11 protein-coding genes and 1 other RNA gene are annotated in these 12,921 nt (G+C 46.5%); all 12 read left to right on the top strand.

Annotated elements, in window-relative coordinates; genetic code table 11:
* Window positions 1-144: RNase P RNA component class A (gene rnpB, locus ABJF92_RS14540), an RNA gene on the top strand; the annotation flags it as partial.
* 412 nt (window positions 145-556) lie between these two features.
* On the top strand, window positions 557-1,012 hold the full coding sequence (mraZ, locus tag ABJF92_RS14535) for a division/cell wall cluster transcriptional repressor MraZ (protein ID WP_446816503.1): 456 nt from the start codon (window positions 557-559) through the stop codon (window positions 1,010-1,012).
* Window positions 1,009-1,947 carry a 16S rRNA (cytosine(1402)-N(4))-methyltransferase RsmH gene (gene rsmH, locus ABJF92_RS14530; RefSeq protein ID WP_446816502.1) on the top strand — a complete coding sequence of 313 codons (939 nt, stop codon included), beginning with the start codon at window positions 1,009-1,011 and terminating at the stop codon, window positions 1,945-1,947. The genes mraZ and rsmH overlap by 4 nt, the downstream gene beginning before the upstream one ends.
* A complete protein-coding gene (gene ftsL / locus ABJF92_RS14525) occupies window positions 1,940-2,221 on the top strand; it encodes a cell division protein FtsL (RefSeq protein WP_445976152.1) in 282 nt (93 codons plus the stop codon). Before rsmH ends, ftsL begins: the two co-directional genes overlap by 8 nt.
* Entirely contained in the window at window positions 2,218-3,981 is a 1,764-nt protein-coding gene (locus tag ABJF92_RS14520) for a peptidoglycan D,D-transpeptidase FtsI family protein (RefSeq protein WP_446816501.1), read from the top strand. The genes ftsL and ABJF92_RS14520 overlap by 4 nt, the downstream gene beginning before the upstream one ends.
* Entirely contained in the window at window positions 3,982-5,445 is a 1,464-nt protein-coding gene (locus tag ABJF92_RS14515) for a UDP-N-acetylmuramoyl-L-alanyl-D-glutamate--2,6-diaminopimelate ligase (protein ID WP_446816500.1), read from the top strand.
* Complete coding sequence (locus ABJF92_RS14510) at window positions 5,435-6,781, top strand: UDP-N-acetylmuramoyl-tripeptide--D-alanyl-D-alanine ligase (RefSeq protein WP_446816499.1); 1,347 nt, start codon at window positions 5,435-5,437, stop codon at window positions 6,779-6,781. Before ABJF92_RS14515 ends, ABJF92_RS14510 begins: the two co-directional genes overlap by 11 nt.
* A gap of 14 nt (window positions 6,782-6,795) precedes the next feature.
* A complete protein-coding gene (mraY, locus tag ABJF92_RS14505) occupies window positions 6,796-7,878 on the top strand; it encodes a phospho-N-acetylmuramoyl-pentapeptide-transferase (protein WP_446816498.1) in 1,083 nt (360 codons plus the stop codon).
* A gap of 8 nt (window positions 7,879-7,886) precedes the next feature.
* Window positions 7,887-9,239 carry a UDP-N-acetylmuramoyl-L-alanine--D-glutamate ligase gene (murD, locus tag ABJF92_RS14500; RefSeq protein WP_446816497.1) on the top strand — a complete coding sequence of 451 codons (1,353 nt, stop codon included), beginning with the start codon at window positions 7,887-7,889 and terminating at the stop codon, window positions 9,237-9,239.
* The gene (gene ftsW, locus ABJF92_RS14495) at window positions 9,236-10,429 is read left to right on the top strand and encodes a putative lipid II flippase FtsW (protein ID WP_446816496.1); all 1,194 of its coding nucleotides are present in this window, start codon (window positions 9,236-9,238) and stop codon (window positions 10,427-10,429) included. The genes murD and ftsW overlap by 4 nt, the downstream gene beginning before the upstream one ends.
* Entirely contained in the window at window positions 10,426-11,502 is a 1,077-nt protein-coding gene (gene murG, locus ABJF92_RS14490) for an undecaprenyldiphospho-muramoylpentapeptide beta-N-acetylglucosaminyltransferase (protein WP_446816495.1), read from the top strand. The genes ftsW and murG overlap by 4 nt, the downstream gene beginning before the upstream one ends.
* Complete coding sequence (murC, locus tag ABJF92_RS14485; RefSeq protein ID WP_446816494.1) at window positions 11,499-12,920, top strand: UDP-N-acetylmuramate--L-alanine ligase; 1,422 nt, start codon at window positions 11,499-11,501, stop codon at window positions 12,918-12,920. Before murG ends, murC begins: the two co-directional genes overlap by 4 nt.
* Window position 12,921 lies beyond the last annotated feature (1 nt).

The following is a 12,921-nucleotide window of genomic DNA, read 5'->3' as shown; positions in this document are numbered from 1 at the left end:
AACCCCACTTGAAGCAAGACCAAATAGGAACTCTTTGGCGTGACCCGCGCTGAGTTCGGGTAGGTTGCTAGAGACGTGCAGTGATGTACGGATTAGATGAATGACTGTCCACGACAGAACCCGGCTTATCGGCCAACTTGCTTTTCTATCTTCTGTTTTACTTCCTTTTTCCAGTTTAGTGTTTAGATTATCTCGCTTAAGATGATTTCTTTGAGTGAATAATGCTCAACTCATTATCAATTTCAAAATTTTGATAAACCGCGGCGCCTTATAGCGTCATGGCTTTGCTGTGTCTTGAGTTTATTGAACCCCTGTGAAAACTATAAAACCCCTAACGAATACCATTTATCCGCACCTTTAGCTTTCTGTTCCTCAGCCTTGCTGCATTTTTATTTGTTCAGTGGTGTTTTCTTCTCAACTGACTGTATCGCTCTCTGTGTGTTTTCTTGTTGGGTGGGTTTTTTGCCCATTTCTGCCTTTTTTTCAATTTCTTTTTACCTTTTTGCATGAATGGTGTTAAATTGTGGGATAAAGTGTCGATAAGTGGGTAATGAGGTTGTTTAGAGGGATTCATCAAGTCAGCGCAGATGTGAAGGGACGTATGTCTCTGCCTGCTCGGCTGCGTGATGAATTGGCTCAATACGACGATGAAGGAGTGGTAGTCACGATTGACCCTGTCTCAAGGTGTCTGTTGCTTTACCCAGTGTCGGAGTGGGAACAAATACAGCAAAAGCTGGATAAATTGCCCACATTTCAGCCTCAAGCAAGAAGGTTGCAGCGCTTGTTGGTCGGTCATGCTACAGACTTAGAAGTGGATAAAGCGGGGCGAATATTATTGCCCGCACCGTTGCGGGAGTTTGCCCGTTTGGATCGTAAATTAACGATTTTAGGGCAGGGCAAAAAGCTAGAGATATGGAGTCAAGAGGAGTGGGAAGCGCAACGCGAAGACTACTTGGCTCAAGACGCGATAGAAGATTTACAACTTGAAACCATGATGGATATTTCTTTATGACAAAGACAATGGCTGAACACATAAGCGTCATGCTTAATGAATCCGTTGATATGTTGGTGACTGACCAAGACGGACTATACGTGGACGGCACTTTTGGTCGTGGTGGACATACTCGGCTTGTTCTAGAGCGCCTAGAAAAAGGCCGTTTACTAGGGTTCGATAAAGATCCAGTCGCGATCCAGCATGGTCGGGATTTAGAGCAAGAAGACAGCCGTTTTCAAATCGTACAAGACAGTTTTGCCAATATGGCGGAGCATATTTCTGCAGTATTTGGAGTCGATAAAGTCGACGGCATCATGATGGATTTAGGGGTTTCATCCCCGCAATTGGATGATGCTGAACGCGGTTTTAGTTTTATGAACGATGGTCCTCTTGATATGCGTATGAACCCAGATAAAGGGGTGAGTGCCGCTGAATGGATCGCTACTGTCGACGAAAAAGAGTTGGCAGATGTTATGTATCAGTTTGGTGAGGAGCGATTCTCACGCCGTATCGCTAAAGCAATTTGCGAATATCGAGCCCACACACCGATTCTAACTACCTTGCAATTATCCAAGGTTGTGGCAGAAGCCAATCCTGCTTGGGAAAAAGGTAAAAACCCTGCTACGCGCGCTTTCCAAGGTATCCGTATTCATATCAACAATGAATTAGGGGATTTGGAATTGGGTTTAGAAGCGGCTACGCAAGCGTTGAAAGTTGGTGGTCGTTTAGCGGTGATCAGCTTCCATTCATTGGAAGACCGCATGGTGAAGCGTTTCATGAAGTTAAAGGCAAAAGGCCCTGAACTACCAAGACATTTACCGATTCGTAATGCTCATCTTGATATTAAGTTTAAGACCATAGGTAAAGCGATCAAGCCTTCTCAGGGGGAGGTGAGCGATAATGTGCGTTCGCGTAGCGCGGTATTGCGAGTGTTGGAGCGAGTCAGTGAATAAGAAGACGACCTTCTCACCATTACCTTTTATTGGTGGGGTTTTTGTCTTGGCGGCGATCTCTGTTGCCGTGGTGATTCAGGTATACGATTTTAGGAAAGACTTTTCCTACCTACAGGCCCTTAAAAAGTCTGAGGTGAATTACGAAGTTACATGGGGGCAGCTTCTTTTGGAGGAGAGTGCTCTAACGCAACCAAGCCGTTTGGAACAATCAGCCATTAAGGACTTAAGTATGCATGCCCCTTCTCAAAATGAATTGATAATAGTGAAACCATGAATATTGAAAACGGAATTCAAAACCCCGGTAAGTGGCGCTTTAGATTTGTCTATGCTATCGCGCTGCTATTGTTTGCAGTGGCCGGCGGTCGTTTATTTTATCTCACCGTAGTCGATAAAGAATTCTTACAAAACCAAGGGGAAATGCGCGCGGTGAGAACGGAAGCGATTCCGGCAACCCGTGGCATGATTTTGGATCGCCGAGGCGAACCGCTAGCCGTCAGTACCCCGACGTGGACGATAGTGGCAAACCCTAAAGCACTATGGAAACTAGACAGACACCCAGAGAAAAACATTGGACCAGAGCAAGAGATCAAACGTCTTGCAGAAGCTATGGGAGTGGGTCGCGCTTGGTTACAAGAAAGATTTGAGTCCAATAGAAAACGTTCCTTCATGTATTTGAAGCGTCAAATTCCACCCCATGAAGCCGAAGCCATTATGGCGGCAAAAGTCGTCGGTGTGAGCAAGACCAAAGAATACAAGCGCTTCTATCCAGCGGGAGAAGTTGCTTCTCACGTTGTGGGTTTCACCAATATCGATGATAAAGGTCAAGAGGGCATTGAGCTGGCTTATGATCAAGCCTTGCAGGGGTATGAAGGCAAGCGTCGCTATGTAAAAGATCTTACGGGTAACATTATTCGTGGTATCGGTGAAGAAGAAGCAGAGCGACCAGGTGAAAATATTGAGTTAAGTATCGACTTAAGGCTACAGTATTTAGCTTATCGTGAATTGAAAGCGGCGGTAACGGAGCATCGTGCTACTTCCGCTTCAGCGGTCATTTTGGATGTTAAAACGGGCGAAATCTTAGCGATGGTGAACCAGCCATCCTACAACCCGAATGATAGATCTCAGTTGGAATACGAAGAGCTGCGTAACCGCGCAGTGATCGACCTTTTTGAGCCTGGCTCGACCATGAAGCCTTTCACTATATCGGCCGCTTTAATGTCGGGTCAATACACCACGGAATCTCAAATTAATACTGCCCCAGGTTATTTGCGCTTTGGGCGCTTTACCATTCGTGATGCCACCAACTATGGTGTGATCGATATGGAAAAACTCTTGATCAAATCCAGTAACGTGGGCTCTTCAAAAATCGCTTTGTCTTTACCGCAAGATGCCATTTGGAACATGGATTACGAGCTAGGTATTGGTTCACCTGTTGGTATTGGTTTCCCTGGGGAAGCCAGCGGTGTATTGCCTTCCCACCCAAAATGGCACCCATCTGAAATTGCGACATTGGCTTACGGCTATGGTTTGTCTGTTTCCACCTTGCAGCTGGCGCAAGCTTATATGACCTTAGCCAACGGTGGGTATCGTGTGCCTGTGACCATCTTTAAGCAAGATGTGCCAAGCGAAGGCAAACAAGTGATCCCTCGTAGCGTCGCCAAAGATGTGATCGGTATGATGGAGGCGGTTGTGCAAAAAGGTTCTGGTAAAGCGGCAAAAATCCCTGGTTATAAAGTAGCAGGCAAAACTGGTACTGTGCACAAAGTCGGCTCTAAGGGCTACGAATACGATCAATATATTGCCTTATTTGCAGGGGTAGCGCCGGCTTCTAATCCAAGATTGGCTATGGTAGTGATGGTAAATGACCCGAAAGGCCGAGAATATTACGGTGGCGAAGTTGCTGCGCCGGTATTTTCTCGCGTAATGGAAGGTGCCTTAACAACCCTTAATATCTCTCCTGATTTACCTGATGGATTACGCGAAGTGAGACTAGATAAGAAAACGGCTCCCTATCAAGTGGCGCAAGGTGGTTAGATGGCAAAGATAACCCATTCTCAATTATATACTTCGGCAAACCTTCCTTGGTTGGAAGGTTTGCCGAATCATGAATATACGCACTTAGAAACAGACAGCCGCAAAGTAAATCGTGAGGCTGTTTTTTTTGCTTTACCCGGAGTGGCTTCTAATGGTTGGGATTACCTAGATGCCGTTGCGAACCTTGGTTGCCTAACGGCGGTTGTTCCAGCAGGCTTAGGGTTAAAGCATGCCGCTTTGGCATTGATTGAAGTGGAGGATGTGGCGGCACTCTTGGTGGGTTGCTTACATCAATATTTTGGTGCTTTACCTAAGCAAATGGTGGCCGTAACGGGGACGAATGGCAAATCCTCTATTTGTTTCTATTTGGCTCAGCTTGCTAAGCTAACAGGTTTGAAAAGTGGCTTGGTCGGCACCTTTGGTGTGGGCGAACTTGGTAAACTCCAAGAAGCTGTGCAAACCACGCCAGACCTACTTACGCTTCATAAGACCCTTATGGAATTGTCAGCTCAAGGAGTTGATTTTGTTGCTTTTGAAGCTTCTTCCCATGCGCTAGATCAAGGGCGTTTACAAGGGGTGCCATTTCAAGGGGCTATTTTTTCGAACTTATCTCGGGATCATCTGGATTATCACGGGGATATGGCGTCCTATGCCGCCGCGAAGAAAGCCTTGTTCGCCTTTGCAAGTGTTGAACATAGTGTGTTCTGTTTGGACGATGACTATTCGGATTTTATGTCTCAAGACACCTCTTCTAAAAGGCACTATTATAGTTTGGCCGAGAGTAGCGCAGACTTTTATGTTGAGCATCTGTCTTTCTTGCCTACAGGTTGTGAATTCCAATTAGTGTATCCAGAAGGGCGCCGAAAAGTTTTTTTACCCTTGCTCGGTCGCTTCAATGTGCAAAACGCCTTGGCGGCGCTGGCTGCCTTATGGCACTTGCTGCCAAAGAAAGATAGCTTGTTAGCAGGGTTGGAGCGATTACAGGGCGCACCGGGTCGCATGGAAAAAGTGGTGCTGGCTAACACGCCGGTAGCAGTGGTGGATTATGCCCATACACCTGATGCCCTAAGGGTCGCTTTGCAAGCATTGCGAGATCATTCGGCTGGCAAATTAATTTGTGTGTTTGGTTGTGGTGGTGATCGCGACAGAGGCAAGCGTCCGTTGATGATGGCAGAGGCTATGGCTAATGCTGACAGTGTATTCCTAACTTCAGACAATCCAAGAACCGAAGCGGTGGCGCAAATTCTTACGGATGCTCAGATAGGGCTAACTTCTTCCGAGAAGCTCACCGTGATTGCAGACAGACGTGAAGCAATCGCCCAAGCGATCTTAACCGCAAGCGCGAATGATGTGATCTTGATTGCTGGTAAAGGCCATGAGAATTACCAAGATGTTCAGGGTGTGAAGCATCATTTTGACGACAAAGAAGAAGCTTTAGGAGTATTGCAGTGTTATGTTGATTGAACTGACCTTAGCCAAGATAGCTCAGATTTGTAATGGCGAGTTGATCGGTGAAGATCAGCCTGTCCTCAATATTATCAGCGATACACGAAGCATTCAGTCTGGCAGCTTGTTTGTGGCTTTTACAGGCGAGCGTTTTGATGGTCATGATTATGCTGTGCAAGCACTTGAGCAAGGTGCTGTCGCGGTCTTGTCCGAACAAACTCTACCCTTAAAATCCTATATTAAAGTGGCGGATACGCGTCGAGCCTATGGGCAAATTGCGCGCGCTGTGCGAGACGCTTTTACTGGGCCAGTTGTCTGTATTACGGGTAGTAATGGTAAAACCAGTGTAAAAGATTGGCTGGCTCAATCTTTGAATCATCATAATGTGTTAAAAACCCAGGCCAATTTGAACAACCAGATTGGTGTGCCGCAAACTTTGTTAGGTTTGCAAGCAGGGCAGGATGTTGCTGTGGTGGAAACGGGCACCAGCGTACCGGGGGAAATCGAGCGTTTAGCGAGTATTGCTTGTCCTGACGTTGTTATATTGACTAATGCCAGTGGCAGTCATTTTGAAGGTTTTGGTGATCTGCGAGGTATTGCCATAGAAAAGGGTCAGCTGATCTCTGGGGCTAAGCGAACAGCTAAGGTCATTCTGAATGCCGATGACGGCTTTTATGATTACTGGTGTGGTTTGACCCAAGGACGAGAGGTCTTGTCTTTTGGCTTTACTGATAGGGCAGATCTTTATGCTGAAGATATACAGCTTGGGGATCAATCGAGCCAAGTTACCTTGAGTTATTTAGGGCAGAGCGTACGGGTAGAAGTAGGCTCTCCAGGTAAACATCAAATTGCCAATGGTATGGCGGTGGTGCTGGCAATGTTGGCTGTAGGGGAAGATTTCCATTTCGCTGTTAGCCAATTGAGCAAGCCGGCCTTTGTAGCGGGTCGATTAGAGCGATTGTGCACAAAAAATGAAGCCCTGTTAATCAATGATTGTTACAATGCCAGCCCAGCATCCGTGAAAGCAGCGATTGATGTTTTATCCATGCAAAAAGTCTCAAAAACTTGGCTGATTTTGGGGGCTTTAGGTGAATTGGGTGATCAGCAAGAATCCATACATCACGAATTGGGTGAATACGCATATCAACAAGGCATTGATCATTTGATTTGCGTAGGCGACATTGCCGCCATCGCTGGACGTGCGTTTACACAAGGGAATGCCAAGGCATTGTTTTGTCAGAGCCATGAAGAGGCGGCGCAGCTGGTACAAACACTAGATAAAAATCACGCTATTTTGGTGAAAGGGTCACGCTCTGCCAAAATGGAAAACGTTATAAAAGCACTCATAAACTAGGACATTTCTTAACAATGTTACTTTTGCTCACGGCTTATTTAAGCAAATACTTCACTTTCTTCGCAGTGTTCAATTATTTGTCACTGCGTGCCATTTTAGGTGTGTTAACAGCACTTGCGATTTCTTTGTTGATTGGTAACAAGGTGATTGTGTTATTGCAACGTTTGCAAATTGGTCAAGCGATTCGTAACGACGGTCCACAAACCCATTTGAGCAAAGCTGGCACACCAACTATGGGCGGTGCACTGATCATTTTTTCTATCTCAGTGAGTACCCTGTTATGGGGAGACCTGAGCAATCAGTATGTTTGGGTGGTCCTATTAGTCATGCTGTCTTTTGGCTTGATCGGCTGGGTAGATGATTACCGTAAGGTAGTAGAAAAGAACCCACGCGGTTTGCCCGCTAAGTGGAAATACTTATGGCAAAGTGTGTTTGGTTTAGCGGCTGCGATCTTCTTGTATTACACCGCCAGCACCCCAGCCGAGACGGCTCTGATTGTACCGTTATTCAAAGACGTAGCGATTCCTCTGGGCATATTTTTTGTGGTGCTGACCTACTTTGTAATTGTAGGCACCAGTAATGCGGTCAACCTTACTGATGGTTTGGATGGGTTAGCGATTCTGCCAACGGTATTAGTGGGTGGTGCATTAGGTGTGTTTGCTTACTTAACGGGTAACGTACGCTTTGCCGATTACTTGCTGATTCCCTATGTACAGGGTTCAGGTGAATTAATCGTTTTCTGTGCCGCCTTGGCTGGGGCGGGTTTAGGCTTTTTGTGGTTCAACACGTATCCAGCACAAATCTTTATGGGCGATGTAGGTTCTCTTGCACTTGGCGCCTCTTTGGGTGTGATCGCTGTGATTGTTCGCCAAGAATTAGTGCTGTTCATTATGGGTGGCGTTTTCGTTATGGAAACCGTGTCGGTGATTTTGCAGGTTGCCTCCTATAAACTCACCAAGCGACGGATTTTTCGCATGGCACCGATTCACCATCACTTCGAATTGAAAGGTTGGGCTGAGCCAAAAGTTATTGTGCGTTTCTGGATCATTACAGTGTGTTTGGTTCTGGTCGGTTTTGCCACCTTAAAAGTACGTTAGGAGTTGTCATGTCGTTGATCGGGTCAGATCGGATTAGAGCCGTTGTCGGCTTAGGCGCGACAGGTTTGTCTTGCGTACGCTTTTTACACAGCAAAGGAATTGAATTTTTTGTGGTGGATTCTCGTGAGAATCCACCCGGGCTGGAAGAAGCTAAAAAGCTTTGCCCAGCGGATAAGATTTTCACTGGCGATTTATCTGTTTTAGAAACGCTAGGTGTTTCTGAACTTTATGTGAGTCCGGGCATTGCCTTAAGTACCCCTGTTCTCAAACGTTTAGCACAATCTGGTGTTGCCATGCGTGGCGACATCGACTTGTTCTGCGATTACACCGAGACGCCTTTTGTTGCCATCACAGGTTCTAATGCTAAAAGTACGGTTACCACCTTGGTGGCTGAGCTGCTAAACGCTTGCGGCAAAAAAGCTCTGGCAGGTGGTAATTTGGGGTTGCCAGCGTTAGACCTTTTATCTACCTCAGCTGATTTTTACGTATTAGAATTGTCCAGCTTTCAATTAGAAACCACTCATGCCTTAAAAGCGGATTTGGCGTGTCTGTTAAACGTTTCTGAAGATCATATGGATCGCTACCAAGACCTGTATGAATACCAAAGAGTGAAGCAAAAGGTTTACCGTGGCTGCAAAGCGGCAGTGTGCAATAAGCAAGATATTCTGACGGCCCCTTTATTGGCTGAGAACACGCCAGTAAGAGCTTTTACGACCAAAAGTCCTGATTTAAAAGAATACGGCATTCTCCCGGACAACGATGGAGTATGGCTGTGTCGAGGTGTTCAGCGTTTGTATCACAGTGCTAACATTTCCCTGCAAGGCTCACATAATCATGCCAACGTGTTGGCCGCTTTGGCAATGGTTGAATTGCTGGGTGAAGATGTATTGAACCCTGCTATTGCAACCGCTTTGTCAAACTTTAAAGGCTTGCCTCATCGTTGTGAAACAGTGCGCCAATTGAATGGTGTGACTTACATTAATGACTCTAAAGGGACAAATGTTGGGGCAACATTGGCGGCGCTTGAAGGGTTGGGTAATAGCTCAAAGAAAAATCTTTACTTGATTTTGGGTGGTGAAGGCAAAGGGGCGGATTTCGGTCCTTTGTGTAAGGCGCTACAAGATTTTGTGTGCAAGCTCTATGTGTTTGGCCGTGATGCCGAATTAATTGCCAGCGATGTGGTAAGCAGTAGGGTGGAGCTAGTGTTCGCCAAAGACTTGACCGATATAGTGACTCAAGTGGCGCTGCAAGCTCAGCAAGGTGACATAGTGTTGTTTTCGCCATCCTGTGCAAGCTTCGATATGTACAAAAATTATGAAGCCCGCGGCGAGCACTTTGCTCAACTGGTTTCTGAGCTATGAAAATACTGAGTTATTTTGACCGAGTATCCCTACGAGAACTGGCCGTCGTAGATGCGGTGTTCATTGCTTCTGTGGTTTCTATTTTAGCCTTGGGTATCGTAATGGTGTCCAGTGCATCGATCTCTATTTCCGAAAGTATCCATGGTCACCCTTACTTCTTCATGGGGCGGCAGTTCTTATATCTTATTTTGGGCTTGTTGTTTGGTTGGGTGTTGTTGTCGCTGCCAACTGAGCAACTGCAAAAATGGGGTGTTTGGATGATGGCGCTTTCCTTGCTTTTACTTATCTTGGTGTTGGTGCCAGGGATAGGTAAAAGCGTAAATGGTAGTCGTCGTTGGATTAACCTAGTGGTGTTTAACCTGCAAGCCTCCGAAGTCGCTAAGGTTTGTATGGTGGTCTACATTTCTGGCTATCTAGTTCGTCGAGCAGATCGTGTTCGTAAGGGTTTGATCGGCTTCATATTGCCTTTGTGTCTCTGTGGCGTATTCCTGCTATTCCTATTGTTAGAGCCTGATTTTGGTGCTTCAGTGGTGCTATTAGGAACCGTTATGGCGTTATTGTTTCTCGGCGGTGCGCCCTTGTATCAATTCTTAGCGCTTATGGCTATGACCGTCGTGGTGTTGGGTGGTGTTGCGGTCTCCGAAAGTTATCGAATGAAACGTCTAATGAACTTTATTGATCCATGGGCAGATCCCTTTAATGAAGGCTATCAATTAAGTCAGGCCCTAATCGCTTATGGTCGAGGGGAGTGGTTTGGTCTCGGCTTGGGTAACAGCGTACAGAAGCTTTCGTATTTGCCTGAGGCGCACACCGATTTTGTGTTCTCTATTTGGGTGGAAGAAACCGGCATGGCCGGCGGTTTATTCCTGATTGTCTTGTTTGGCATCATGGTTGCGCGCGCTTTTAAAATTGGCCATCGTGCTCTGGAGTTGGCCAAACCCTTTTCGGCCTATATGTGTTTTGGTTTTGCTATTCTTATTTTGGCGCAGGTTATTATCAATATCGGTGTGAACACTGGTTTTCTGCCGACTAAAGGGCTTACTCTGCCCTTAATAAGTTATGGAGGCAGTAGCTTGATTATTACCCTAGGTAGCTTATTTGTTGTGGCTAGGGTGGATATTGAAAATAAACGCGACCAAAGAGCGCTGGTTTCTGCAGATGGCCAAATGATAAAAGGTAAAATGTCATGATAAGTGGAGTTAAGCGAGTTGTCATTATGGCAGGTGGCACCGGCGGTCATATTTATCCTGCTCTTGCTTGTGCTCAGAGTTTTAAAGATCGCAATATTGATGTGCAATGGTTGGGCTCTAAAGGGGGGATGGAAGAACGTTTGGTCCCCGAGCACGAGATCACGGTGCATTCTTTATCTATTAAAGGTGTGCGCGGAAAAGGAGTGTTTGGGCTATTGGCCGCGCCGTTTAGAATTTTACATGCCATTGGTCAAGCGGTGGCTATTATGCAAAAACTCAAACCCGATGTGGTGTTGGGTATGGGGGGCTTTGTCGCAGGCCCTGGTGGTGTGGCGGCAAAATTATTGGGCATTCCCTTGGTTATTCACGAGCAAAATGCGGTAGCAGGAACCACCAATAGGCTGCTGGCAAAAGTGGCTAATGTTAAATTAGAGGCTTTTGATGGCGCTTTGGACAATGCCGTTCATGTGGGCAACCCAATACGCAAAGATATTCTTAGGCAAGACATGCGTCCTTCTCGGCAAGATGGCGCGCGGCCATTAAAGCTGCTAGTGGTTGGCGGAAGCCTTGGGGCGAAAGCCATTAATGATGTGTTGCCTCTGGTGTTGGCGCAATGGCCTCATACACAAAGACTGGACGTGTGGCATCAAACTGGCATTAAGAATTTTGATGAAGTTGCCAAGAGCTACGCGGACAGTGAGGTTGAGGCGAGAGTTGAGCCTTACTTAGAAAATATTAATCAAGCTTATTATTGGGCAGATGTGGTGTTATGCCGCGCTGGCGCTATGACGATCAGTGAATTGGCGGTGGCAGGGTTGCCTTCTATTCTGGTGCCATACCCTCATGCCATTGATGATCATCAAACGGCCAATGCCCGTTATTTGCAGAAGGTTGATGCAGCGTATTTATTGCCTCAGCCTGAGCTCTGCGTAGAAAAAGTCATTCAGTTACTTTCCGAATTTATTAAAGATGAGGAAAGATTATCTAATATGGGTATGCAAGCCAAAATGGTGGCCTACCCAAATGCCACACAAGATGTCGTGGCGCATTGTTTAAGGTTGAAAAAAGCATGATGGATAATAAAACCCAATACGATATCCCGGCCATGCGCCGCATACAAAATATTCATTTTATCGGAATTGGTGGTGTCGGCATGTGTGGCATTGCTGAGGTCTTGCATAACCAAGGTTATCAGGTGTCGGGTTCCGATATGAAGGCCTCTTCTACCACGGAAAGATTAGAGTCTTTAGGGATTAAAGTCTTTATTGGTCATGTGGAAGCCAATGTCCATGATGCCCACGTAATTGTGGTGTCTACTGCCATCAATGAAGAAAACCCAGAAATCATTTGGGGTAAAGAACATCGTATTCCTATTGTGCGCCGTGCTGAAATGTTGGCTGAGCTAATGCGTTACCGCCACGGTATTGCGGTGGCAGGTACTCACGGCAAAACCACAACCACCAGTTTAATGGCGTCTGTCTTGGCTGCTACAGGTGAAGCACCGACATTCGTTATCGGTGGTCGTCTAACCAGTGCTGGGACGAATGCTCAGCTTGGTAGTAGCTCCTATTTGGTAGCAGAGGCTGATGAGAGTGATGCTTCTTTCCTGCATCTACAACCTCAAACTGTCATCATTACCAATATTGATGAAGACCACATGGACACTTATGGCGGTGACTTCGAAAAAGTGAAGCATACCTTCGTGGAGTTTGTTCATAACTTGCCTTTCTATGGTTTGGCTGTGTTATGTGTGGACGATGCCAATGTGCGTGAAATCTTGCCGTCTTTGAGTCGTCCAGTACTGACGTACGGTATCGATGAAAAAGCGGACTTTTACGCGACCGATATCGTTCAAACTGGCCGCTACTGTGAATTTTTAGCGCATCGTCCAGAGGGGGAGCCGCTGAAAATTCGTTTGCCAATGCCGGGTCGACACAATGTGCTTAATGCCTTATCGACCATTGCGGTAGCAAGTGACCTTGGGGTGGATGATGCCGCCATACAGTTGGGGTTAATGGGTTTTGAGGGTGTGGGGCGACGTTTCCAAGAGCAGGCACCTTTAGCGATTGCAGATGGCTCGGAAGTGATGTTTGTGGATGACTATGGCCATCACCCTAGTGAAGTTTTGGCAACCATTAAAGCCATACGTGCGGGTTGGCCAGAAAAGCGTTTGGTCATGGTCTACCAACCCCACAGATATTCTCGTACGCGCGATCTTTATGAAGACTTCGTACGAGTGTTATCAAAAGTCGATGTGCTCTTGCTGCTCGATGTGTATGCCGCAGGGGAAACACCTGTTAATGGCGCCGACAGCCGTTCTTTGTGTGGCAGTATTCGCCAGTTAGGCAGCGTAGACCCGATCCACATCGCAGATGTGGGCGATTTGCGCTCAATTTTGAATAATATTTTGCGCGATGGTGATCTCCTAATCACCCAGGGCGCGGGTGATATTGGTAACGTTTCCAAGCAACTGGCGGAGAGTGGAATTTAAT

Source organism: Marinomonas sp., from assembly GCF_039940335.1.
GTDB lineage: Bacteria > Pseudomonadota > Gammaproteobacteria > Pseudomonadales > Marinomonadaceae > Marinomonas.
Note: the sequence above shows the minus strand (reverse complement) of the source record. Positions and strands in the feature narration are given on the sequence as shown.